22 protein-coding genes, 1 tRNA gene and 1 pseudogene are annotated in these 22,528 nt (G+C 61.7%); 17 read left to right on the top strand and 7 right to left on the bottom strand.

The annotated features are described in order from the left end of the window. Positions 1–90: 90 nt before the first annotated feature. From ELX51_RS19605 to ELX51_RS19595, 3 genes are read left to right on the top strand one after another with little or no spacing between them, the layout of a single operon-like run. Positions 91–1,242 carry a Gfo/Idh/MocA family oxidoreductase gene (locus ELX51_RS19605; RefSeq protein ID WP_127755072.1) on the top strand — a complete coding sequence of 384 codons (1,152 nt, stop codon included), beginning with the start codon at positions 91–93 and terminating at the stop codon, positions 1,240–1,242. Between the two features lie 3 nt (positions 1,243–1,245). Next, positions 1,246–2,433 (top strand): dihydrodipicolinate synthase family protein, encoded by a 1,188-nt coding sequence (locus tag ELX51_RS19600; RefSeq protein ID WP_127755071.1) that lies wholly within the window; start codon positions 1,246–1,248, stop codon positions 2,431–2,433. Further along, complete coding sequence (locus tag ELX51_RS19595; protein WP_127755070.1) at positions 2,430–3,251, top strand: sugar phosphate isomerase/epimerase family protein; 822 nt, start codon at positions 2,430–2,432, stop codon at positions 3,249–3,251. Before ELX51_RS19600 ends, ELX51_RS19595 begins: the two co-directional genes overlap by 4 nt. Positions 3,252–3,302: 51 nt before the next feature. On the opposite strand, the gene ELX51_RS19590 is transcribed toward ELX51_RS19595, so the two are convergent. The 5 genes from ELX51_RS19590 to ELX51_RS19570 all read right to left on the bottom strand — a co-directional run bounded on the left by ELX51_RS19590 (position 3,303) and on the right by ELX51_RS19570 (position 10,012). Continuing rightward, complete coding sequence (locus ELX51_RS19590) at positions 3,303–3,713, bottom strand: hypothetical protein (protein WP_127755069.1); 411 nt, start codon at positions 3,711–3,713, stop codon at positions 3,303–3,305. Positions 3,714–3,812: 99 nt separating this feature from the next. After that, on the bottom strand, positions 3,813–5,012 hold the full coding sequence (locus ELX51_RS19585; RefSeq protein ID WP_127755068.1) for a TRAM domain-containing protein: 1,200 nt from the start codon (positions 5,010–5,012) through the stop codon (positions 3,813–3,815). A 99-nt stretch (positions 5,013–5,111) separates the two neighbouring features. Continuing rightward, positions 5,112–8,030: an FAD-binding and (Fe-S)-binding domain-containing protein gene (locus tag ELX51_RS19580; RefSeq protein ID WP_127755067.1), complete on the bottom strand. Its 2,919-nt coding sequence runs from the start codon at positions 8,028–8,030 to the stop codon at positions 5,112–5,114. Between the two features lie 99 nt (positions 8,031–8,129). Then, positions 8,130–8,867, bottom strand: a complete 738-nt coding sequence (locus ELX51_RS19575) for a PadR family transcriptional regulator (RefSeq protein ID WP_127755066.1) — start codon at positions 8,865–8,867, stop codon at positions 8,130–8,132. 149 nt (positions 8,868–9,016) lie between these two features. Continuing rightward, positions 9,017–10,012: a complex I NDUFA9 subunit family protein gene (locus ELX51_RS19570; RefSeq protein WP_127755065.1), complete on the bottom strand. Its 996-nt coding sequence runs from the start codon at positions 10,010–10,012 to the stop codon at positions 9,017–9,019. Between the two features lie 135 nt (positions 10,013–10,147). Here ELX51_RS19570 and ELX51_RS19565 point away from each other — a divergent pair, with 135 nt between their 5' ends. From ELX51_RS19565 to ptsN, 9 genes and pseudogenes are all read left to right on the top strand, one after another. Further along, positions 10,148–10,510, top strand: coding sequence for a GFA family protein (locus tag ELX51_RS19565; RefSeq protein ID WP_248305199.1), 363 nt, complete (start codon positions 10,148–10,150; stop codon positions 10,508–10,510). A 55-nt stretch (positions 10,511–10,565) separates the two neighbouring features. Continuing rightward, a tRNA-Leu gene (locus tag ELX51_RS19560) sits at positions 10,566–10,650 on the top strand. A 115-nt stretch (positions 10,651–10,765) separates the two neighbouring features. Next, entirely contained in the window at positions 10,766–11,380 is a 615-nt protein-coding gene (locus tag ELX51_RS19555; protein WP_127755064.1) for a ribonuclease H-like domain-containing protein, read from the top strand. Positions 11,381–11,395: 15 nt separating this feature from the next. Continuing rightward, positions 11,396–12,037, top strand: coding sequence for a hypothetical protein (locus ELX51_RS19550; RefSeq protein WP_127755063.1), 642 nt, complete (start codon positions 11,396–11,398; stop codon positions 12,035–12,037). Further along, positions 12,034–12,489 (top strand): LptA/OstA family protein, encoded by a 456-nt coding sequence (locus ELX51_RS19545; protein WP_127755062.1) that lies wholly within the window; start codon positions 12,034–12,036, stop codon positions 12,487–12,489. Before ELX51_RS19550 ends, ELX51_RS19545 begins: the two co-directional genes overlap by 4 nt. Before the next feature lie 35 nt (positions 12,490–12,524). Then, positions 12,525–13,244, top strand: a pseudogene (gene lptB / locus ELX51_RS19540) (LPS export ABC transporter ATP-binding protein); the annotation flags it as partial. Between the two features lie 105 nt (positions 13,245–13,349). Beyond that, positions 13,350–14,858, top strand: a complete 1,509-nt coding sequence (gene rpoN / locus ELX51_RS19535) for an RNA polymerase factor sigma-54 (protein WP_127755060.1) — start codon at positions 13,350–13,352, stop codon at positions 14,856–14,858. Positions 14,859–15,053: 195 nt separating this feature from the next. Further along, positions 15,054–15,647, top strand: coding sequence for a ribosome-associated translation inhibitor RaiA (gene raiA / locus ELX51_RS19530; protein WP_127755059.1), 594 nt, complete (start codon positions 15,054–15,056; stop codon positions 15,645–15,647). A gap of 48 nt (positions 15,648–15,695) precedes the next feature. Continuing rightward, positions 15,696–16,163: a PTS IIA-like nitrogen regulatory protein PtsN gene (gene ptsN, locus ELX51_RS19525; protein ID WP_127755058.1), complete on the top strand. Its 468-nt coding sequence runs from the start codon at positions 15,696–15,698 to the stop codon at positions 16,161–16,163. A 37-nt stretch (positions 16,164–16,200) separates the two neighbouring features. Here the strand turns inward: ptsN and ELX51_RS19520 are convergent, their stop codons facing one another. Both ELX51_RS19520 and ELX51_RS19515 read right to left on the bottom strand, forming a co-directional pair. After that, positions 16,201–16,488: a DUF1150 family protein gene (locus ELX51_RS19520; protein WP_127755057.1), complete on the bottom strand. Its 288-nt coding sequence runs from the start codon at positions 16,486–16,488 to the stop codon at positions 16,201–16,203. 14 nt (positions 16,489–16,502) lie between these two features. Continuing rightward, positions 16,503–16,922 carry an Hsp20 family protein gene (locus ELX51_RS19515; protein ID WP_127755394.1) on the bottom strand — a complete coding sequence of 140 codons (420 nt, stop codon included), beginning with the start codon at positions 16,920–16,922 and terminating at the stop codon, positions 16,503–16,505. Between the two features lie 260 nt (positions 16,923–17,182). Between ELX51_RS19515 and rpmI the strand changes: the two genes are divergently transcribed. The 5 genes from rpmI to pheT all read left to right on the top strand — a co-directional run bounded on the left by rpmI (position 17,183) and on the right by pheT (position 22,527). Continuing rightward, positions 17,183–17,383, top strand: a complete 201-nt coding sequence (gene rpmI, locus ELX51_RS19510) for a 50S ribosomal protein L35 (protein WP_127755056.1) — start codon at positions 17,183–17,185, stop codon at positions 17,381–17,383. Positions 17,384–17,406: 23 nt separating this feature from the next. Further along, on the top strand, positions 17,407–17,808 hold the full coding sequence (gene rplT, locus ELX51_RS19505) for a 50S ribosomal protein L20 (protein ID WP_127755055.1): 402 nt from the start codon (positions 17,407–17,409) through the stop codon (positions 17,806–17,808). Between the two features lie 105 nt (positions 17,809–17,913). Next, positions 17,914–19,044, top strand: coding sequence for a phenylalanine--tRNA ligase subunit alpha (gene pheS / locus ELX51_RS19500; protein ID WP_127755054.1), 1,131 nt, complete (start codon positions 17,914–17,916; stop codon positions 19,042–19,044). 4 nt (positions 19,045–19,048) lie between these two features. Continuing rightward, complete coding sequence (locus ELX51_RS20520; RefSeq protein ID WP_206524673.1) at positions 19,049–20,092, top strand: ASCH domain-containing protein; 1,044 nt, start codon at positions 19,049–19,051, stop codon at positions 20,090–20,092. An 11-nt stretch (positions 20,093–20,103) separates the two neighbouring features. Further along, positions 20,104–22,527 (top strand): phenylalanine--tRNA ligase subunit beta, encoded by a 2,424-nt coding sequence (pheT, locus tag ELX51_RS19490; RefSeq protein WP_127755053.1) that lies wholly within the window; start codon positions 20,104–20,106, stop codon positions 22,525–22,527. Position 22,528: the final 1 nt, after the last annotated feature.

Genomic DNA, 22,528 nt, shown 5'->3' with positions numbered 1-22,528 from the left:
CGGGGAAGGGCCCCTTGACTGCATCGCCTTTCCGCGTGTACGCAAGTAACTAAACAGTTACGCCGAAAGTGGCGCGGGAGAGAAAACAGCATGGCGCAGCAGCGACTTGGCCTGATCATGCATGGCGTGACAGGTCGCATGGGGTACAATCAACACTTGGTCCGCTCGATCCTGGCGATCCGCGATCAGGGTGGCGTGGCGCTGAGCAACGGCGACCGCCTGATGCTGGACCCCATTATCGTCGGTCGGGATCGCGAGAAAGTTCAGGCACTTGCCGAGAAGCACGGTATTGCACGCTGGACAACAGACCTCGACGCTGCCCTCGCCAATCCGGAAGACACCGTGTTCTTTGACGCCGGTACCACCCTGATGCGCGCCGAGTTGCTGGAAAAAGCCCTCGCCGCCGGCAAGCATGTTTATTGCGAAAAGCCGATCTCCGACGATCTCGACGTCGCCGTTCGCCTCGCGAAAACCGCCCGCGCCTCGGGCCTCAAACATGGCGTCGTGCAGGACAAGCTATTCCTTCCGGGCCTTCTCAAGCTCAAAATGCTGCGCGACAGCGGCTTTTTCGGCAAGATCCTCTCGGTACGCGGTGAGTTCGGTTACTGGGTGTTCGAAGGTGACTGGCAGCCGGCGCAGCGCCCCTCCTGGAACTACCGCAAGGCGGATGGTGGCGGCATCATTCTCGATATGCTCTGTCATTGGCGCTATGTGCTCGACAATTTGTTCGGGGAAGTGCAGGCCGTGTCCTGCCTAGGCGCCACCCATATTCCGGAGCGCGTCAACGAAAAAGGTCAACGCTTCAAAGCAGATACGGACGACGCGGCTTATGCTACCTTCGAGCTCGAAGGCGGCGTCGTGGCCCAGATCAACTCCAGCTGGACCACTCGTGTGCGCCGCGATGACCTTGTCACCTTCCATGTCGATGGCACGCTTGGCTCTGCCGTGGCCGGGCTGCACAAGTGTTGGACCCAGCATCGCGTCAATACGCCAAAGCCTGTGTGGAACCCCGACCAGCCGCAAACCATGAACTTCTTTGCCGATTGGGAAGAAGTGCCAGACAACTGGCCCGCCCAAAACGGCTTTAAAGCCCAGTGGGAGATGTTCCTGCGCCATGTTGCCGAGGATGCGCCTTGGCCCTATGGGCTCGAAGCGGGTGCCAAGGGGGTGCAGTTGGCCGAACTGGGCCTCAAGAGCTGGGCCGAACGGCGCTGGCTGGATGTCCCCAAGCTGGAGTTTTGAGGCATGAGCAAGGTCCTCACCCAGCCCACCATCCGACTGCTCAATCCCGACCGGTCAATCACGCCCTACCGGCTCACCGGAGGCCCCATTCCTTTCGTTAAGTTCAAGGCGCAGGATTTCCCGCGCGTTGCCTATGCTGCGGCCCATGTGGTCGCCGATCCCCTTGCCAGCAACGATCCGTGGCTTGCGCCCGCTATCGACTGGGACACGACGCTCCAGTTCCGGCATCGGCTGTGGGATCTGGGACTGGGTGTGGCCGAAGCCATGGACACGGCCCAGCGCGGCATGGGCCTAACCTGGACCGAGGCGCAGGAGTTGATCCGGCGTTCGCAAGCCGAGGCACGAACGCGCAGTGACACATTGATCGCCTATGGCGCCGGCACTGACCATCTGGCGCCAGCGCCCGATGTCACGATCGACGACATCATCAAGGCGTATGAGGAGCAGGTCGGCTTTGTTGAAAGGGAGGGAGGCCGGGTCATCCTGATGGCCAGCCGCGCCCTTGCCTTTGCCGCCAAGTCACCGGACGATTATGCGCGGGTTTACGGGCATGTTCTCGGCCAGGTGCGGCAGCCCGTGATCATGCACTGGCTGGGGGAAATGTTTGATCCGGCGCTGCAGGGTTATTGGGGCAGCATAGATCATGATGCGGCGATGGATGTGTGCCTTGATGTGATTGCGGCCAATGCCAACAAAGTCGATGGCATCAAGGTTTCGCTCCTGTCAGCGCAAAAAGAGATTGCGATGCGCCGACGACTGCCCGCATCCGTCAAGATGTATACCGGGGACGACTTCAACTATGCCGAACTGATTGCCGGGGACGAGCAGGGTTATTCCCACGCCCTGCTCGGGATTTTCGACGCTATCGCCCCGGCCGCATCGGCGGGCATGGCCGCGCTTGGCCGTGGCAATACCAATGAATTCTTCGATCTGCTCGAACCTACAGTGCCGCTGAGCCGCCATATCTTTGCTGCCCCAACGCGGTTCTACAAAACCGGCGTAGTGTTCCTGGCCTATCTTAATGGCCTGCAGGACCATTTCACCATGATCGGTGGTCAGCAGTCGGCCCGTTCGCTCCAGCACCTCTGCGAACTGTTCCGCCTTGCTGACTGCGCTCGCGTGCTTGCCGATCCTGATCTGGCCACGAGTCGGATGCGCGCCGTCCTTGCGGTCCACGGAGTGGAGGCATGAACGGAGAGATTTCGCTGAACCTCGCCACAACGGGGCAGCAATGGGGCTTTGGGGAAGCGGTAGATGGTTGCTTGCGCCACGGCATCACGGCCATTTCGCCCTGGCGCGACCAGATCGAGGCCATCGGGATCGAGGAAGCCGCCAACATCGTGCGCAGCAATGGCCTGCGGGTCAGCGGCGTGTGCCGCGGGGGCATGTTTCCCGCTGAAACAGCACTAGGCCGGCAGGCTAATATCGACGACAATCTGCGCGCCATCGACCAAGCTGCCGCCCTCGACGCCGACTGCCTCGTGCTCGTGGTAGGGGGCCTTCCGGGTTCTTCCAAGGACTTGCCGGGCGCGCGGGGAATGGTGGCAGACGGGATTGCTGCCATGCTGCCCCATGCCCGTGCGTCGGGAGTTCGCATTGCCATCGAACCGTTGCATCCGATGTATGCCGCAGACCGCGCCTGCGTGAACACGATCGACCAAGCGCTCGATATTTGTGCATCGCTGGACGAGAGCGTTGGCGTTGCCATCGACGTTTACCATGTCTGGTGGGATCCCCGCCTAGCAGAGGCAATCGCGCGGGCGGGGCGGATGAACCGCATCTTTGCCCACCATATCTGTGATTGGCTGGTGCCCACGACCGATATGCTGCTCGACCGCGGCATGATGGGCGATGGGGTGATCGACCTGCCCGCCATTCGGGCAATGATCGAAACTGCAGGCTACCATGGTCCACAGGAAGTGGAGATTTTTTCGCGTGACAACTGGTGGCAGCGGCCTGGAGACGAAGTGCTGGATGTGATCAAGGAGCGCGTGGCGACGGTCTGCTGAAAACGCAAAAAGCCCCCGAACCAAGCGGTCCGGGGGCTGGACTAAACAGCCCTACATACGGGTGTAGGTCAGGGTCTGGCAGAGAATGGCTGCGCGGCAGCCCTGGATGTCGATGGTATCAGGGCTCGTCTGGGTGACGGTGGCCTCAGCGCTGATTCCACCCGCGGAAAGCGCGCCCTTCCATTCGTTTGGACCGGTCTGGGGCGCCTGCATCACCATCTTGCCTACGAAAGCCAGGTTCTCTTCGGTAGCGGACTCACCTTCGAGATTGGTCAGCACGCCGCAAAGATCGGTGCCGCTGTCGCCGCAAAGCGAGAACTGGAAGGAGGTACCGTATTTATCCACGAAGTTGCCTTCCGGGGATGCGGTGTTAGCGGTGGAGGCGGCCTCTTGGGCAAAACTTGGGGCAGCAAAAGCAGCACACAAGACGCCAAGGCTCAGAGCGTATTTCAAAGATTGCATGAGTTTCTCCGTGGACAACAACGCCCGCCCCACGCAGTCGTCCTTGTTAATCGATGGGTGGGTAACGCGCCTTGTCTCAGGCGGTTGCTTGATAGACCCCTATTGGCGCCGGAAAGTGGCAGCAATCTCGACATGGGTGGATTGGGTGAACTGATCCACCGCAACAAGGTCGCTCATAGTAAATCCGGCGCCGATCAGCAGCGCTGCGTCCCGAGCGAAACTGCGCGCGTCACAAGAGACCATCACCACCACTCTGAGCTTGGAGTTACTGAGCTCGCGCACCTGCGCCTCGGCCCCGGCGCGGGGCGGATCAAGCACCACCGCATCGAACTCGTTGAGTTCGAACTGCGTCAGGGGATCGCGGAATAGGTCGCGAGCCTTGGCAGTGATCTCCCGCAGACCTTTGGCGTAGCGGCGCGCCTTGTCGAGTGCTGCGATACCGGCCTTGTCGGTGTCGGCGGCGTAGAGGGGCCTTGCCTCAGCCAGCCGCAACGCGAACGGGCCGACACCGCAAAATAGATCGGCCACCTTTTTGGCCTTGCCCACCGCGCCGAGCACATAATCCGCCAGCGCTGACTCGGCGGCTTCAGTGGCCTGCAGAAACGATCCGATCGGTAGCTCAACCGTAGCTCGACCCATGGACACCAGCGGCGCTTGGGCTTGCAGTACCAGTTCGCCATTGAGCGCTAGGCGAGCCAAGCCGAACTGGTTGACGAGTGGCTCGATCCGCTTGGCGCGCGCCTGTTTTTTTTCTGTCCGAACGGCCACATCGAGCCCCGTTAGCGTGGCGGTGAAAGCCACATCGGCCTCACCCAGGGTTGCCATCACCGCCGCGGCGATCCGCGGGGCGCGAGAGAGCGCGGGCACCAGGATAGGACAGGCATCGATGGGGTAAACCTCGTGGCTACGCAGGCGCATATACCCAGGGCCTTCGCGCCGCGCATGCAAGGTAGCCCGGCGGCGTCCCTGCCCAGCCGCATCGATGAAGCGCTCAACCTTGGCATCCAAGCCGGCATAGCGTAGCTGCGTTTCGATGATGCCGGTCTTGAACGCTTCGTAAGCGGCGCGTTCGAGATGCTGGAGTTGACAGCCGCCACAAAAGCCGAAGTGCGGGCAAAAAGGCGTGATCCGCTCAGGTGCGGGCGCTAGCACCTCAAGCAGGGTGCCTCGCTCGCCGTCCGCCTCGATCACCACCGTTTCGCCGGGCAGCGCCAATGGCACGAAGACCTTGCGGCCATCAATCTCGGTGACGCCCTCGCCCTTGTGGCCGAGGCTTAGAATAGTGGCGGTGAGGGTCATAATCATCCAATGGCTTGCCCGCCGTGCAGTATCCAAGGGGAAGGCGGCGGGCAAGCAAAGCTTATCAGGGTAGCCGGGGCGGAGGGCCGCGTGGCGCCTTTAGTCGCCCGGGCGACTTACATATTCGAGCAGGCTAGCCAGCCCCACAAAGGGAATACCGGCATGCTCGGAGAGTCCAGAGGCACAAGTGGAGACCGTCGAAACACCCAGCGTGCAGCCTGCCGGAATATCGTTCTTGGCAAATCGGCTGGCAAAGCGGTTGAGTTCAGGGATGAACAAGCCCTTGTCGCCGGCGTAACCGCAGCAGGTGACGGACGATAATACCGCGATCTGGCTGGCGCAGGCGCGGGCGATCGCCTCCGTGGCCCCCTGCTCACCCAGGCGCTGGGCCGAACAGTTATGATGCACAGCCACGACCGGCAGAGGCTGCGTGACGGTCAGCTGCGGCAGGATATGGGTGACGATGAACTCGCTGGAATCCAGGACCGGCGCGCCTTCGGGAGCGCCGCGCAGGTGCTTGGCGCAAGTGGAAGCGTCGGTGACGGTCAGGTCCCCTTGCAAAGCCGAGAGTTCGTCCAAGAGCGCGGCGCCTACTTGCACGGCTTGTTCGGGAAAGCCCTTGGAGTGGAATGGCTGGCCGCAGCATTGGCCATTCAGGTGGTCGGGCATAACAACATCGAACCCGGCACGATCCAGCAGCGCCAGCATGGCGTCAGGTACGGCAAGAAGATCGAACTCGGTCTTGGGCGCGCCGAACATGCGGGTGGCGCAGGACGGGAAATATGCCACGCGCTGGCGCCCACCTTGCACGATGGGCACGGGAAAACCGGTACGGCGAGGATCGTCGCGGGAAATGACGGGCGGGGCCTTTGGGGCTCCAGGGCCAGGTTTGAGGGTCCGCGAAACTCGCGGCAAATGCTTGTCGGTTAACCGGCGGGCGGTTTCCGTCACCGTTTCAATCAACGGCGCCGAGACAACGGCCTTAGCCGCGTCCGCAAGCGCCACACCCCCACGCATGAAGCTTTCAATAGCGCCGGTATGATCGGCGGCAAAGCCGGCTACCGAACGGGCAAAATCGGTACGGCGCTCACCGCGTTCCTTGATGATCCTTGTGCCCGTTTCGATGCCAACGGGGCACCGAAGGGAACAAAGATTACAGGCGGCACAAGTATCAATGCCGGCGTAGCGAAAGTCATCGTCGAGACGAGCCAGGAGTGCCGGATTTTCGCCGCTGGCCCGGAGCCGGGCCCGCTCACGCGTCACCGAAATGCGCTGGCGTGGCGACAAGGTCATCTGGTGGCTGGGGCAAGCAGGTTCGCAAAAACCGCATTCGATGCACATGTCGATGAGCTCATCGGCCAGCGGCATCACCTTCAAGTGCTTCACGTGAATCTTTGCGTCGTCGTTGAGCAAGACGCCGGGGTTGAGCAGGTTCTCCGGATCAAAAAGGGTCTTGATCCGGCGCATCACGCCGTATGCGCGCGAACCCCATTCGGCTTCCACAAAGGGCGCAATGGCGCGGCCTGTGCCGTGCTCGGCCTTAAGCGAGCCGCCATAGCGGATCGAGACAAGCTGCGACAGCGCCACAGAAAACGCATCGAACCTCTCGGCCGAGCCTGGCTGGGAGAAGTTGTCACTCATCTGGAAATGGAGGTTTCCCGCCAGGGCGTGGCCGAAGATGATGGCATCTTCGTAGCCGTGGTCATCGAGCAGCTGGCGCATGTCGATGACAAAGTCGGCGAGTTGGTCGATCGGAGCCGCCACGTCTTCGGTGAGCATGGAAGTGCCCTTCGGCCGCGCTGCGCCCCCGGAAGTGAAGAACCCCTTGCGGATATCCCAAAGCGCGTGCGACCGGGCCTCGTCAGTGGAAAAATCGATATGAGTGGCGTTTTCTTCAGCTAGGATCGCTACGGCCTTTTCGACTTCGCGCTCGAGCGTTTCCGCGTCTGGAGCCGTGACATCGATCAACACGGCAGGCGAGTGATCCGTCAGCCAGGGCAGGAGCGGCGCCATGGGAGCCAGATGCTCCACCGTCGCCAGGGCCCGGCGTTCCATATATTCGGCTGCAGTGACGCCAGTGGTCACATGCACGCCGCCATTAGCGAGCCGGATAATGGCGCGTGAGGCGGCGTAGGGATCGGGGAACGGCACCAGCGCCGTCGACTTAAAGGGATGCTCGGGCACAGTGTTGTAGGTGACTTCGGACACAAAGCCCAAAGTGCCTTCCGAGCCCACGATCAGATGCACAAGAGTGTCCAGCGGGTCGTGGTAGTCGACCAGCGCATTAAGTGAGTAGCCAACGGTATTCTTGATCGCGTACTTCTTGCGGATCAAGGCAACAAGTTCCGCGTCGGCCATGACTTGGGCGTGAAGCGCGGCAATGCCGTCGAGCAGATCAGCGCGGTTCTGGCGGAACGATTCACGTGAAACCGGATCGCCCGAGTCTAGGACTGTGCCATCGGTGAGCACAATGCGCAGGCGCGCCATGGTGTGATAGGTGTTCTGGGCAACGCCGCAGCACATTCCGGACGAGTTGTTGTTGACCACGCCGCCGATCTTGCAGGTGGCCTGGCTGGCTGGGTCGGGGCCAAGCTTCTTGTTGAAGGGCTTGAGAGCACGGTTGGCGTGCGCGACGATGATCGCGGGCCCTAGCGTCACCTGCTCGGCGCCGGGATGGATGTCGAGCTTGCGCCAGCCGTCGCCGAGAACTGCAAGCACCCCATCGGTCACGGCCTGACCCGACAAGGACGTGCCCGCGGCCCTGAAGGTTAGCGGTAGGCCCTCCGCACGGCAGGCTTGCATTACTGCCTGCACATCGGCCTCGGAATTGATGAAGACAACGGCAGCCGGGATAAGCCGATAAGAAGACGCGTCGCCGGACCACGCATAGGTCATCAGCGGGTCGGTCATCATCTTTTCGGATGGGATCACGCCCTTGAGGCGCGCGACGAGCCGTTCGCCCGCTGCTTGACGATCAAGCGGGGGCTGGGTGACAGGGGTAATGAGAGCTTGCTGCATCTCAATCCACTAACATGTTAGTGGCTGCGTCGGAAGCGGCTCACATCCTTGTCGGGCAAAAAACCGCCCGGCTCGTGCCGAGCGGCCAGGCTTAGCACTTCAGATGTCGACGTCGTCATCAGGGTGCGTGCCGAGAGCCGTCAGATCAGCTGCGGCGCGGCGCAGGATAGTCGCGGCTTCTGTTTGCCGCTGGGGCGAGTAGTGGCGGGCCGCCTTGATGGCAGCCTTGAGCGCTTTACGGGCTTCATTCAGGTCGGGAACGACGCCTTTCATGTCGGTGTCGGATGCGTGTTCAGCAGCCGCCCCCTGTTCGCGGCTGGAGGACGCGCCGCTGGCAGCGTCAGACCCCTCGGGCCGATCGCCCCCAAACGGCCAATCGGTACGGGCGAAATCGCGGAACCGGTGCACCTGTTCGCCTGCTTTGGCGAGAAAGGCCAACGTTCCCTCGATCGCCTCGCGATTGTCTGCCAAGTGGGCACGGCCGGCATCGGTGATGGTATAAAGCTTCTTGTTACCATCGGCAGCGGAGGTCACATAGCCCGCTTCCTCAAGGAAGGTCAGAGCCGGGTAAACCACGCCAGGACTTGGAGCGTAAAAGCCGCCAGAGCGCTCTTCCACGGCCTTGATCAGATCATAACCGTGCCGGGGCTGCTGTTCGATCAGATACAGGGACACCAGCCGCAGATCGCCCGAAGCTAGCATGCGGCCGATGCGGAAATTTCCGCCGACATTGCCCAGAAGGCTCGCATCGGCTTGGTAGGCCAGACGGCCCCAGCGCCGCGCCATCTGTTCTAGTCGCCGCCAGTTCAGTTCGCCGTCACGTCCAGAAGGTGCCATGATGTGTCTCCGATATATCTCAATGCCCCGGCTGCTTACATTGGGTCCGAAAAAGAGCATTCAAGATATATCTTGAACAAAATGCTGAGCACGAAAAAGCCGCCCCCTCAGGTGAGAAGGCGGCCAAGATATTTTAGGGTGCTAAGTGGCTAGAGCGTTGCGCCTTCGTTGGCGCCTTCGATGAGGTTGCGATCGAACTGGCCGTTGCGGCGGAAGCGCCACATGTAAGTGGGCAGGATAGTATCCATCGAGGTCGGCACGATGCCGAGCCCTTCCAATGTCCGCTTCTCGCGGATAGCCGCTTCGGACACGACATTGTCGACCCCAAGCAGTTCCACTTGATCCTTGGTCAGCAGCGGCTGGCCGGGGAGGATCGACAGTGGCAGAGCCAGGAGCTTGGCCATGCTTGGGGAGAGCGGCACCAGCGGGCGTTTGCGGGCTGTCTCGCGCAGTATGCGGGTCAGAAGTTCCCGATGGGTTTCAACCTGCGGCCCGCCTAGTTCGTAGATGCGACCACCTTTGACCTTGCCGCTAGCCGCCAGCGTCACTGCATCGGCAACATCGCCAACGTAAACCGGCTGGAAGCGGGTGTCGCCACAAACCAGAGGCATGGCTGGGAACATGCGGGCCAGCGAACCCATGAGGTTAAAGAAGCCATCGTCCGCGCCGAACATCAGCGAAGGGCGCAGGATGACCGCTTGGGGGAAGGCGGCCAGCACGGCGGCCTCGCCCGCCAACTTGCTGCGGGCATAGGCGCTTCGCTCCGCCCGATCCACCCCGAGGGCCGACAGATGTACGACCACCGAAGCCCTCGCCGCCTTGGCAGCGGCCGCGACGGTCTGAGCGCCTTGAGTATGAACGGCATTGAAGGTCTGCGCCCCGCGTTCGCCGCCAATACCAACAAGGTTGATCACCACATCTGCACCGGCGATCGCTCGCGCCACCGAAGCTGCATGGCGCAGATTGGCCTGAATTGGCTGGATCTGCCCGACATTGCCATAGATCGTAACATGGCCCGCCAGGTCAGGACGCCGCACGGCCACCCGGATGCGATACCCAGCCCGAGACAGCGCCTGGACCACTTGGGTGCCCAGGAATCCCGAGCCTCCGAAGATCGTCACCAGTTTTTCGTTGAGGGGGTCCATGGCAGGCTCCGGCAGCAATGGAAGGACAAACTAGCCGTGCTCTTAGCCTAAGGCGCGGGATTGGTCGAGAGGCGGTGGATGCACGCTCTTGACACAAGAATAATGATGTTCCCTATTTGTTTCAGGGAGGCGAACATGACCGACATGAACATTTATTCGGGCGGATGCCATTGCGGCGCGGTCCGTTACACGGCCCAGACCGAGTTGGACAGTCTGATGACCTGCAACTGTTCCCGGTGCAAAAGGCTGGGCTGGGTGATGCAGCCTGTCCCCGCGGTCCGGTTCAATCTGATCCGCGGCGCGGACAATCTCACCCTCTATCACTTCAACACCAACACCATTGATCATCTGTTCTGCAAAACCTGCGGCATCGAATCGTTCGGGCGGGGCCGAGACGAAAACGGCACCGAAACGGTGATGATCAACGTCAACTGCCTCGATGATGCACCGCCAGTTAACACTGGTGCGGTGACGCATTGGGATGGGGCTAATATGTGAATTGAAACAATAGGCGTTGACATCGGTCGGCGCCGGCCCTAACAACGCCCCGCCTGCCCAGATGGCGGAATTGGTAGACGCGCACGGTTCAGGTCCGTGTACCGCAAGGTGTGGAAGTTCGAGTCTTCTTCTGGGCACCATTTTTCAAGAAGGCCGGCCGCTGTGAAGCGGGCGGCCTTCTGGTTTTTGGTCTCGCCTTTTCAATGCCCTGATGCTGTGCCAAGAGGAATGCTGCATCCGTTTGTTGAGATCAACATGACCCCCAGACTGCACCGCGGCGACCTGCCCGACCTTTCGCGCTATGGCCGCGAAGTGGCGATTGACACTGAAACTATGGGCCTGCATCCGCATCGCGACCGCTTATGCGTAGTTCAGCTGTCGCCCGGTGATGGCAGTGCCGATGTGGTGCAGATTCCGGCCGACAGCAACGAGGCGCCCAATCTGGTTCGACTGCTCGCCGATCCTGAGCGGACCAAGATCTTCCATTATGCCCGTTTTGACGTGGCAGTGCTCAAGCACCGCTTTGGCGTGGTGGCCGGTCCGGTCTACTGCACGAAAATTGCGTCCAAACTGGTACGCACCTATACGGATCGCCATGGACTCAAGGACCTGGTCCGTGAGTTGCTCAATATCGATCTCTCCAAGCAGCAGCAAAGCTCGGACTGGGGGGCCGAAAAGCTCAGCGACGCACAACTCGATTATGCCGCTTCGGACGTGCTTTACTTGCACGACCTCAAGCGTCATCTCGATCGGATGCTCCGGCGCGAAAACCGCACCGAACTGGCCCGGGCTTGCTTTGACTTCCTTGCCACCCGATGCGAATTGGATTTGCTGGGGTGGGATGAGACCGACATCTTTGCCCACAGTTAAGGCGTGGGCCTGTCCATGACGGAGCAGCACGCCACGAGCACTGACCGCCTTGCCACCTACCGACGCTTGCAGGGCCGCAATCGCATGGTGGGCGTGTTACGCGTTGCGGTTCCCGCTCTCGGGGCGATGACCCTGCTGCTGCTGGTAGGGCAGATCTACCTGTCCAGCCTGCTGGATCAATTCAGTATCGGCGAAGTCAGCATGGATCGTGAGAGCATCCGGGTGGAAGCACCCGAATATGCCGGAGTCTTGTCCGACGGCTCCGCTTATCGGGTGCGGGCGAGCGACGCGCAGGCGATGCTCAATTCGACCGAGCAGATCGCCTTGCGCGACGCCGCCCTCAACGTTGTGCGCCCCGATGGGGTAGTGTTCGATGCGAGCGCTGATAGCGCGGTTCTGGACACAGCTCAAAGGGTGGTTCGGATCGAGGGCGCGTCCGACATCAGTGACAGCACCGGCACCAGCGGCACGATCGAGCAGTCGGTTTTTGATTGGAGTGCGCAGACGCTGACCGGCGATGGCCCGGTCGTTATCCACTATGCCGACGGCACGGAGTTGACCGCTGCGGGAATGCATTTCGATGCGGAGGCGAGCGTCTGGACATTTAGTGGCGCCAACGTCACCCTGCCCCACACGCCTGGAGCCGAGCCCCAATGATGATGCGATCGCTGTTATCGATTTTGTTGCTGCTTTGCCTGTCTGGGCTGGCCGCAGCGCAGGACCGCGTCGCCATCACGGCGGACCTGTTCACCCTCAACGAGGCAGAGCGGGAGGCTGTGTTTACCGGCAATGTCGTGGTGACCCATCCAACGGTGAAGGTCTGGGCCACCAAGGTCGTTGCCACCTATGGCGCTGGGGGCACTACCGATATCGAGACCTTTGAGGCCACGGGGGACGTGAAGCTCGAAACACCCGACCAGACCGCAACGGGAGAGCGGGCCGTGTTTACCCCGGGCGATCAACTGCTGCGCCTCACCGGCAATGTGAAGGTGACCAATTCGGGCGGCACGGTGGATGCCGGCGAACTCGTCGTCAATCTTGCAACCAATGTGTCTACCTTCACCGGTGGCAAAGGCGGACGCGTCACCGGCGTGTTTACCTCGCAATGAACGAGACGCGCGCCCAAGGCCGAATTGACCAGACCGGATGGCTGGTTGCGCATAGCTTGGCCAAGAGCTTCGGCAAGCGCGTCGTCGTGCGCGATGTTTCCATTGCCGTGCGGCGGGGCGAGGCTGTGGGCCTGCTGGGTCCCAACGGAGCGGGCAAGACTACGGTTTTCACCATGATCATGGGGCTGGTCAAACCCGATGCAGGCGATATCCGGCTCGATGGGCGACCAATTACCCACCTGCCGCTGTTCCAGCGCGGCCAGTTAGGCATTGGCTATTTGCCGCAGGAGCCATCGATTTTCCGCGGCCTATCGGTGCGCGGCAACATCATGGCCGTTTTGGAGAACCATGTTCGGGGGCGCAAGGCACGCCAAGCGCGCCTGGAAGCCCTGCTCGATGAGTTCTCGATCTCGCACCTCGCCAAGGCCAACGCCTTGTCCCTTTCGGGCGGCGAACGCCGGCGGGTGGAACTGGCGCGCGCCTTGGCGGCCGACCCCGTGTTCATGCTTCTTGACGAACCCTTTGCCGGCGTCGATCCGATCGCGGTGGCCGAGGTCAAGGGCCTGGTTAAGCAGTTGACGCAACGCGGCATTGGCGTGCTTATCACCGATCACGCGGTGCGCGAAACCCTGGGTCTGGTGGATCGTGCTTATGTGATTCATGGGGGCAAGGTGATGATCCAGGGCAAGCCCGAAACGATCAGCGCCGACCCTGATGCCCGGCGCGTTTACCTCGGCGAAAATTTCGCCATTTGAACCGCAACCGCCTTCTTGGCATGGAACTTGCCCTTGGCCCGCAACTGAGTCATGTTGCACGCGGGAAGCGCGGCAGAAGTGCAGCAAATGGGCGTGAGGACAGTTATGGCATTAGGGCCGCGGCTGGAGTTTCGGCAGGCGCAAAGCCTGACGCTGACGCCGCAATTGATGCAATCGATCCGGTTGTTGCAGTTGAGCCATCTCGAACTCAATGAGTTCGTCGACGCCGAATTACTGCGCAATCCGCTACTGGAGCGCGCTGAAGGCGACGGCGCGTCAGTGACGGGGGATATGACTGAGGCCGCTGACCAGCCAGAGACCGGCAGCGGTTTTGCTGACACACTGGACAGCGCGGTGCATTTGCCCACGGCCGAGGCCATTGCGGAGCACCTCGACACGGCCGTGGAAGATGTTTTCCCCGAACAGCACAGATCGGAGGGCCAAGTCTCGAGCGGTCGCGAGCGCGACAGTGTGGATTGGAGCGAGGCACCCGATCTGGACCAGTTCCTTTCGGCTCGCCCGAGACTCTCGGAGCACCTGGAACGCCAGGCCAATCTGATCTTGCGGACGGCTTCGGACCGCCTGATCGCCGGCGCCCTGATCGGGCAACTGGATGAGGCGGGTTATCTGAATGCGCCGCTGGACACGACGGCCGAGCAACTCGGCGCTGAGTTGGCGGACGTGGAGGCTGTTCTCGGAGCGCTTCAAGGGTGTGAACCGGTCGGAGTGTTCGCGCGGGACCTTGCTGAGTGCCTTGCTATTCAGCTCAGGGAAGCCAATCGGTTGGACCCACTGATGCAGGGCCTGCTCGCTCATCTTCCGATGCTGGCCGAGCACAACCTTTCCGGTTTGCAAAGAGCCATCGGCTGCGATCGGGAAGATCTGCTCGACATGCTCGCTGAACTGCGCCGGCTTGATCCCCGTCCGGGCCTGGCCTTCGACTCTGGCCCGGCTGAAACAGTGGTGCCCGACGTGTTTGTGCGCCTTGCTCCTGATGGTGGCTGGGGCATCGAGCTCAACAGCGAGGTGCTGCCCCGAGTTTTAGTTGACCGGGTGTACTACGCCACCGTGTCCAAGCGGACGCGCGAGCCAGGCGACAAAGCCTTTCTGTCAGATTGCCTCGCCAGCGCCAATTGGCTGACCAAGAGCCTTGACCAGCGGGCCCAAACCATCATCAAGACGGCCGCGGAAATCGTGCGCCAGCAGGACGGTTTTTTGCGCCATGGCATCGCTTATCTGCGGCCGATGACCCTCAAAATGGTCGCCGACGCTATTGATATGCACGAATCAACCGTCAGCCGCGTCACCTCCAACAAATACTTGGCGACGCCGCGCGGGCTGTTCGAGATGAAATACTTCTTCACGACCGCCATTGCCGCTTCTGACGGCGGCGGTGACCATTCGGCCGAGGCGGTACGCCATCGTATCCGCCAGTTGATCGAAAGCGAATCGCATAGCGATGTGCTGTCCGATGATACGATCGCGGCCATGCTCAAGCGCGAGCAGGGTATCGAATTGGCCCGGCGGACGGTCGCCAAGTATCGGGAAGGTATGAACATCCCCTCCTCGGTGATCCGCCGGCGCCAAAAACGAGATCTGGCGACAATGGCCTGAGACCGGCGCCTGTCCGCTTGCAACCGGCCGGTACGACCATGTTGCATAGGGCAGGTTCGAACCGAGGGGGCAAGTTACGCGTTGGGTGCGTGATGGCTGCAACCAGCTTGCCCAGGGAGTGGCACATTTAGTCGGCCCACCAAGGGTTACTCTGGCTACGGCGCATCAAGCGAGAACAAAAAGAAAGAGGATGCCATGAGCTTACGCGTTTCGGGAAAGAACATGGATGTCGGCGATGCCCTGCGCGGTCGTGCGGAGGAGCATATCGACGCAGCAGTGGGGAAGTATTTCGACGGCAATTATGACGGCCACCTCACCCTTACTCCCGACGGAACTGGCTTCCTGGCCGATTGTGTAGTGCATCTGGACACCGGAGCCGTGTTGCAGGCGAGCGCCCAGGGTGGCGACGCTATCGCCGCCTTCGAGCTGATGACGCAACACATCGAAAAGCGGTTGCGCCGGTATAACCGGAAGCTCAAGTCGCATCGGCGCGGTGGATTCGGCGTCGGCGACACCCAGGTGCCCGACGCCGACGGAACCGCGCAATACACGGTATTTGGTGCAGGCGATCAGCTTGAGGAACTTCCAGAAGATTATGCGCCACCTGTGATCGCGGAGACCACGAAAAACCTGCGCTCGCTGAGCGTGGAAGAGGCCGTCATGGAACTGGATATGACCAGCGCCGGGGCTGTGATGTTCCGCCACGCTGGACATGGCGGTCTGAATGTGGTTTACCGCCGCTCCGACGGCAATATTGGCTGGATCGATCCGGCATTGGGCGCAAATTAGACCCGAGTAATTGCTGCACCAAGAATAATCTAGATTAAGGCTATAGTGATGGAGTTGGCCGACATTCTGGCTGAACGCGCGGTGCTTGCTTGTACGGGAGTGCAATCCAAGCAGCAGCTATTCCAAGAGCTTGCCCAACGGGCCGCCGAACTGACGGGACTCGAGCGCAACGACATCCTTGATGCCATTACCAATCGCGAAGCCCTGGGCTCGACGGGCCTGGGCAACGGGATCGCGATTCCACACGGAAAAACCGCCGGCATCAAACAGGTGACGGCGGTGTTTGCCCGGCTTGACCAGCCGATCGAGTTCGATGCAGTCGACGATCAGCCCGTAGACCTCGTCATGATGCTGCTGGCACCAGCCGGCGCGGGGGCGGATCACCTCAAGGCGCTGTCGCGGGTGGCCCGCTTGTTGCGCACCGAAAGCGTGGTCGAGGAGTTGCGCCGCGCCGGCGATGAAGCTCAACTTTACGCCATTCTAAGCAGCCCATCGGACACCAACTACGCCGCGTGAGCCGCCGTTGGCGGCCGGCCTTCCAGCTGGATTCGCTTTAATGGACGGTAGCCAGCCCGAGATTGCGGGTGCCGAGCCATTCGCTAACGGCATCCTCGGTATCGGTTACCAGCAAGGGTGTGCCATCGGCAGACATGACGAGTTGATAAACCTCGTCAGTGTTGAACTCGGCTTCCTCGATCATGGCCGACAGCACATCGCCGCCCACGGGCCGTACATAGGCCACCGCGCTGCCGCCAAGTGCGGCAAACTGGGCCCGCGTGAGAGACTTTAGCGGATTGGCCAAGGTCTCAGTGTAATTTTCAGTGTTACGCTTTTCGTACATAACTGGCCCTTTCCTCAAATTGAGCGAATTTCAATGCGCCGGGCAATCTTGGGCGCTTGGGGGCGCTCGATGGTAACAACGAGCAAACCGTGGCTTAAAGTTGCATCCCTAACGATCATGCCGTCGGCGAGCAGGAAGGAACGCTGGAACTGGCGGGCGGCAATGCCGCGATGCAGGAACTGACGCGCGCCATCTTCCTTTTGCCGACCCCGCACGAGGACCTGCCCATCTTCGGCAGTCACTTCCAGATCGTCGGGTGAGAACCCGGCGACGGCAATCGATACCAGGAACTGTTCAGTCCCATCCGGAGCGGTGCTACGCTCTATGTTGTAGGGCGGGTAGCCTTCGGCAGCCTTGGCCAGGCGGTCTACCCGCTCTTCCAGATTGTCGAAGCCCAACAAAAAGGGCGCAGAAAACACCGAGACACGCGACATGCAGCCGTCCTTGATCACAAGCAACGCATTGGCGCGGACCCAGAAAGAACGGCATCACGCGCCTTGCCAACATATGGTGGGCGCCCGGCGCTGTTCAAGGCGGCCCAATTTGCTCGCTGGTGACGGCTAGGCTCTTGCCTTGTGCCGCCTTTGGCCCTATAGAGCCGGCTTCTGCTGACCGCCCGGCCTCAGGCATGCCGTGGCGGTCTTTGAATGCGATAGGCCCTCTGTCTATCCTCGTAACACCAAGGACCCGCAAAATGCCCAAGATGAAGACTAAATCGGGCGCCAAGAAGCGTTTCAGCTTCACGGCAACCGGTCGCGTCAAGGCCGGCGTCGCCGGCAAGCGCCACCGCCTGATCAACCACTCGGCCAAGTATATTCGCACCAATCGTGGGACCAAAATCCTGCAGAAGGGCGATGAATCGCTGGTCAAGTGGTACATGCCGTACAACCGCTAACGCTCTCGAAAGGACCCTGACACATGTCACGCGTTAAAAGAGGCGTTACCAATCACGCCCGTCACAAGAAGGTCTTGAAGGCTGCCGAGGGTTACTACGGCCGTCGCAAGTCTACGATCCGCATTGCCAAGCAGGCAGTGGAAAAGGCCGGCCAGTACGCTTACCGCGATCGTCGCGTCAAGAAGCGCAACTTCCGCGCTCTGTGGATCCAGCGCATCAACGCTGCCGTGCGCGATCACGGATTGACCTATGGTCGATTTATCGACGGCCTCAGCAAGGCTGAGATTGCCGTTGACCGTAAGGTGCTCTCCGATCTCGCGATCACCGAGCCCGCAGCGTTCGGCGCACTGGTCGAAAAGGCCAAGGCAGCCCTGGCGTATCTGGAAGGCGTTGAAGCCACCACCCACGCCCGCGTTTCTGCCTAAGACTCTCCTTCGCTGAGGTCAGCTTTGCGCCTTGTGCCACCCGGAAGGGCTGGTGCAGGGCGCTTTGTTTTGGTCTAACCGCGTTCACTTAATCCGGATCTCCCCATGACCCTTGATCAGCAGATCGATCTTCTCCGCGCCGAGCTTACCGACGCGACCGCCGCTGCCGCCGATGTCGGCGCGCTGGATGCGGTTCGCGTCGCCGCGCTGGGCAAGAAAGGCAGTGTTTCGGCGCTGCTGGCGTCGTTGGGCAGCATGGCCCCCGAAGAGCGCAAATCGGCGGGTCCGGCGATCAACGGCCTTAAGAGTGAAATTGCCGGCTTGATCGAAGCGCGCGGAGCCGCGCTCGAGGCCGAAGCGCTCGAGGCGCGCCTTGCAGAGGAAACCGTCGACATCACGCTTCCCCTGCAGCCGGCACCGACCGCCCGGGGGCGCATCCACCCCATCAGCCAGACGCTCGATGAAATCACCGCGATCTTTTCGGATATGGGTTTTTCCATCGCTGAAGGTCCCGATATCGAGACCGATTATTACAATTTCACCGCGCTCAATTTCCCCGAGGGGCACCCCGCGCGGGAAATGCATGACACGTTCTTCATGAAGCACGGTCCGGACGGGGTGAAGAAGCTGCTGCGCACCCACACCTCTCCGGTGCAGGTCCGCGTTATGCAGAAAACCAATGAAAAGCCTTCTGCGAGCTATATCACGCCCTCCATGGATCCGCCGATCCGGGTGGTGATCCCTGGGCGCACGTATCGCAACGATTCCGACCAGACCCACACGCCTATGTTCCACCAGGTCGAGGGGCTGGTGCTCGACAAGTCCAGCCATATCGGGCAGCTGCGCTGGGTGCTTGAGGAATTTCTCAAGGCCTATTTCGAAGTGCCCAATGTGACGCTGCGCTTCCGGCCGAGCTTTTTCCCCTTCACCGAACCCAGCATGGAAGTGGACGTGCGCTGCGACCGCTCGGGTAACGAGGTCAAGATCGGCGAAGGCAATGATTGGCTCGAGATCCTGGGCTGCGGCATGGTGCACCCTAATGTGATCCGCAATGCCGGGCTCGATCCGGACGTTTATCAGGGCTTTGCTTGGGGCATGGGAATCGACCGCATCGCCATGCTCAAATATGGCATGCCCGATCTGCGCCAGTTCTTTGACGCCGACCAGCGCTGGCTCGACCATTATGGGTTCCGGCCGCTGGACCTGCCAACCTTGTTCGGCGGGCTGTCGAGCTAACGGTATGGCTGACCTGCCGCCCCCTTACCGCGATGCCATCCAGTTCAGCTTCGGCGACTCGCCCGAGTTGGCGGACGAGCTGCTCGCCCTCGTGCTTGCCGGCAAGAAGACGGCAACCTGCGGCGCCTTGCGTAATTTCGGGCCATACAAGGAACCCCTACCCCAGGCCGGACGGCGCGATGTCGTACTGAACGGAGCGGGGGGAGCGGCGGCGGTGATCGAAACCCTCTCAGTCGAGGTCAAGCGGTTCGATGAGATCGGTCCGGAGTTCAGCGACCTTGAAGGCGAGGGCCCCTATGCCGAGTGGCGCGCCGGCCATGAGCGTTTTTTCGCTCGCAACGGTGGCTTTGCTCCCGACATGCCGGTGGTCTGCGAGCAGTTTCGGCTGGTTGAGGTTCTGCCTGCCGGGCGCCCCGTGTATAATCAGGTGGCGCGGCCGATCTTTATCGTCACCGATATTGAGTCGGACGGCCCGACCCCGCTGCACAATTCGATGCTGAGCTTTGCGGCCGTGGCGGTCGAAGCAGATGGGACGCGACATGGCGAGTTCGAGGCCGTGCTGCAGGCGCGCCCGGATCGGCATGCCAACGAAACCACCATGGCCTGGTGGCAAACCCAGCCGGAAGCCTGGGCAGCAGCAACCACGGGAGCCGAGCCGGCGGAGACGGTAATGCCGCGCTTTGCCGATTGGGTGGAAAACCTGCCCGGACCCAAGGTCTTTGCTGCCGCCCCCCTTATGTTTGACGGCCTGTGGATGGACCATTATCTCGACCAGTTTGCCGGCACGCGAGTGCTGAGCGGTCCCTTCAAGGGCCGGCAGATCTTTCGTGGCGGCGGGGTCTGCCTTTACACTATGGCCGGAACGCTGCGTGGCGCGCCCTATCTCGATTGGGGCATGAGCAAGCTGCCCGCCGAGTTCTACGGCCATATCGCCCACACCCATCATGCGATCGACGATGCCCGCGGCTTTGCCCGGGTCCTTGTCGAATTGTTCAAGATTTCCCGCGCCCTGCCGCCGATCACCGGCAGCCAGAGCGACTTCCGTTAAGGTATGCGATCATGAAGTTCACCCTTGAATGGCTCCGCGAGCATCTCGACACCACAGCCTCCGTGGATGAGATCAGCAAATCGCTGACCATGATCGGCCTCGAAGTGGAAGGCGTGGAAGATCAGGGCGAAGCGCTCAAGAGCTTTGTGGTGGCCCATGTCGTATCGGCCGAGCAGCACCCCAATGCCGACCGGTTGCGCGTGTGCAAGGTCGATGCGGGGAGCGGCGAGCTGATTGACGTCGTGTGCGGTGCGCCCAATGCCCGAACCGGGCTCAAGACCGTGTTCGCGTTCCCCGGGACCTATATCCCGGGCAAGGACATGACTATCGGGGTGGGCAATATTCGCGGCGCCGCCTCCAATGGCATGCTGTGCTCGGCGGCCGAGCTCGACCTGTCGAGCGACCATGACGGCATCATCGAGCTGCCCGGAGATGCACCCGTCGGTCACCGCTATGTCGATTATGCCGGCATCAATGGTGTCGTCTTTGACATTTCGATCACGCCCAATCGCGGCGACGCCACTGGCGTTTATGGCATCGCCCGGGATCTGGCAGCCTTTGGCGTTGGCACATTGAAGCGCACCGACATGTCGCCCACGGCCTCGAAGGGCCCGAGCCCGTTGGCGCCCCTGCCGCACCGATTCGCCGAAGGCGAGCCCAAGGCCATCCGCAAATTCGCTGGCCGGGTCATTCGCAACATCAAGAATGGCCCCTCCCCTGAGTGGCTGCAAAGCCGCCTGCGAGCAGTGGGTCTGCGCCCCATCAATGCGGTGGTTGATATCACCAATCTGGTGTCGCTGGGCTGGGGGCGTCCGCTCCATGCCTATGATGCCGACAAGATCGTGGGCCAGCCCGTGCTGCGCAATGCACGCGCCGGGGAGAGCCTTGATGGTCTCGACAACAAGCTCCACCCGCTCGACGAAACCATGACGGTGATCGCCGACGAGCAGGGGCCGCTTTGCCTTGGCGGCATCATGGGGGGCGAGCGCTCGGGCTGCACTGATGATACCACCACAATCCTGATGGAATGCGCCAGCTGGGATCCTGACCTGATTGCCCGAACCGGACGCAAGACCGGCATTGTCTCGGATGCGCGTTATCGGCTCGAGCGTGGCGTTGACCCGGCGCTGACCGAACCCGGCCTCGAGCTGGCCACCCGGCTGGTGCTGGAGCTCTGCGGCGGCGAACCGGCTGAGCCTGTGATCTCGGGCGAAGACGTGTTCCCCAATACGCGAGTGGAATTCCCGCTTTCCGAGGTCAAGCGGCTGACCGGCCTTACGGTTGAACCCAGCCAAATCGAGGCTATCCTCGAAGGTCTCGGTTTTGCTGTGACCGGCGGTGGTGAGACGCGCGATGTCGCGGTGCCCAGCTGGCGGCCCGACATCACGCAAAAGGCCGATATCGTTGAAGAAGTGATGCGCATGGTTGGCGTTGATGCCGTGCCTGTCGAGCCGCTGCCGCGCCTGCACCATGTGGCCCCGCGCGTGTTGACGACCATGCAGAACCGGCGGCGTATTGCGCGGCGCCTGCTGGCCGCCCGCGGTTTGGACGAGGCCGTCACCTGGTCGTTCATCTCGCACAAGGAAGCCCTGCGCTTCGGCGGAGGCGGAGAGACCCTGCAGCTGGCCAATGCCATTGCTTCAGATATGACCGATATGCGCCCTTCCCTGCTGCCGGGCCTGTTGGCCGCGGCCCGGCGCAACTCCAATCGCGGCATCGAAGATCTGGCCCTATTCGAGGTCGGGCAGGTGTTCCTGTCCGATGCTCCCGAAGGCCAGCACACCTATGCGACTGGCATTCGCACCGGCACGGCCAAGCTGACCGGCAGCGGTCGCCGCTGGGACGGCAAGGCGGAACCCGTTGGCGTGTTCGACGCCAAGGCAGATCTCGCGGCCGTGCTCGACGCCCTTGGGGTTGATATCGAGAAGGTGCAGGTGCTGCCCGAAGCCGCCTCCTGGAGCCATCCCGGTCGTGGCGGGCGCCTGGCGCTCGGACCCAAGGTGACGCTGGGCTGGTTTGGCGAGCTGCACCCGGCCCTCAGTGCCGAGCTTGACCTTGTTGGGCCCGTCGCAGCCTTCGAGATTGATCTGGATGCCTTGCCCGAGCCGCGCCGCAAGCCGACGCGCACCAAGCCGGCCCTGCCGCTTTCCAGCCTCATGCCCCTGAGCCGCGATTTCGCCTTTGTGGTCGACAAGTCGGTCTCCGCCGGCACCATCATCAAGGCTGCCCGCGGTGCCGACAAAACCCTGATCACCAGCGTCGAGGTGTTCGACGTGTATGAAGGCACCCATGTCGGCGAGGGCAACAAGTCGGTGGCGGTCGCGGTGACGCTGCAGCCTACCGACAAGACGCTGACTGACGAGCAGATCGAGAAGGTTTCGGCCGCTGTGGTCAATGCCGTCAGCAAAGCCAGCGGCGGCGTGCTCCGAACCTAGG

The organism is Devosia sp. 1566 (genome assembly GCF_004005995.1).
Classification (GTDB): Bacteria; Pseudomonadota; Alphaproteobacteria; order Rhizobiales; family Devosiaceae; genus Devosia.
Note: the sequence above shows the minus strand (reverse complement) of the source record. Positions and strands in the feature narration are given on the sequence as shown.

Excerpts from the sequence above, each read along its gene's own strand:
- ELX51_RS19550 (WP_127755063.1), top strand. The coding sequence starts at position 11,396 with ATGACGGAGCAGCACGCCACGAGCACTGACCGCCTTGCCACCTACCGA.
- ELX51_RS20520 (WP_206524673.1), top strand. The coding sequence starts at position 19,049 with ATGGCTGACCTGCCGCCCCCTTACCGCGATGCCATCCAGTTCAGCTTC.
- pheT (WP_127755053.1), top strand. The coding sequence starts at position 20,104 with ATGAAGTTCACCCTTGAATGGCTCCGCGAGCATCTCGACACCACAGCC.
- ELX51_RS19555 (WP_127755064.1), top strand. The coding sequence starts at position 10,766 with ATGACCCCCAGACTGCACCGCGGCGACCTGCCCGACCTTTCGCGCTAT.
- ELX51_RS19600 (WP_127755071.1), top strand. The coding sequence starts at position 1,246 with ATGAGCAAGGTCCTCACCCAGCCCACCATCCGACTGCTCAATCCCGAC.
- ELX51_RS19545 (WP_127755062.1), top strand. The coding sequence starts at position 12,034 with ATGATGATGCGATCGCTGTTATCGATTTTGTTGCTGCTTTGCCTGTCT.
- rpmI (WP_127755056.1), top strand. The coding sequence starts at position 17,183 with ATGCCCAAGATGAAGACTAAATCGGGCGCCAAGAAGCGTTTCAGCTTC.
- ptsN (WP_127755058.1), top strand. The coding sequence starts at position 15,696 with ATGGAGTTGGCCGACATTCTGGCTGAACGCGCGGTGCTTGCTTGTACG.
- ELX51_RS19520 (WP_127755057.1), bottom strand. The coding sequence starts at position 16,488 with ATGTACGAAAAGCGTAACACTGAAAATTACACTGAGACCTTGGCCAAT.
- ELX51_RS19575 (WP_127755066.1), bottom strand. The coding sequence starts at position 8,867 with ATGGCACCTTCTGGACGTGACGGCGAACTGAACTGGCGGCGACTAGAA.
- ELX51_RS19595 (WP_127755070.1), top strand. The coding sequence starts at position 2,430 with ATGAACGGAGAGATTTCGCTGAACCTCGCCACAACGGGGCAGCAATGG.
- ELX51_RS19565 (WP_248305199.1), top strand. The coding sequence starts at position 10,148 with ATGACCGACATGAACATTTATTCGGGCGGATGCCATTGCGGCGCGGTC.
- ELX51_RS19585 (WP_127755068.1), bottom strand. The coding sequence starts at position 5,012 with ATGACCCTCACCGCCACTATTCTAAGCCTCGGCCACAAGGGCGAGGGC.
- ELX51_RS19580 (WP_127755067.1), bottom strand. The coding sequence starts at position 8,030 with ATGCAGCAAGCTCTCATTACCCCTGTCACCCAGCCCCCGCTTGATCGT.
- ELX51_RS19590 (WP_127755069.1), bottom strand. The coding sequence starts at position 3,713 with ATGCAATCTTTGAAATACGCTCTGAGCCTTGGCGTCTTGTGTGCTGCT.
- ELX51_RS19570 (WP_127755065.1), bottom strand. The coding sequence starts at position 10,012 with ATGGACCCCCTCAACGAAAAACTGGTGACGATCTTCGGAGGCTCGGGA.
- pheS (WP_127755054.1), top strand. The coding sequence starts at position 17,914 with ATGACCCTTGATCAGCAGATCGATCTTCTCCGCGCCGAGCTTACCGAC.
- raiA (WP_127755059.1), top strand. The coding sequence starts at position 15,054 with ATGAGCTTACGCGTTTCGGGAAAGAACATGGATGTCGGCGATGCCCTG.
- ELX51_RS19605 (WP_127755072.1), top strand. The coding sequence starts at position 91 with ATGGCGCAGCAGCGACTTGGCCTGATCATGCATGGCGTGACAGGTCGC.
- rplT (WP_127755055.1), top strand. The coding sequence starts at position 17,407 with ATGTCACGCGTTAAAAGAGGCGTTACCAATCACGCCCGTCACAAGAAG.
- rpoN (WP_127755060.1), top strand. The coding sequence starts at position 13,350 with ATGGCATTAGGGCCGCGGCTGGAGTTTCGGCAGGCGCAAAGCCTGACG.
- ELX51_RS19515 (WP_127755394.1), bottom strand. The coding sequence starts at position 16,922 with ATGTCGCGTGTCTCGGTGTTTTCTGCGCCCTTTTTGTTGGGCTTCGAC.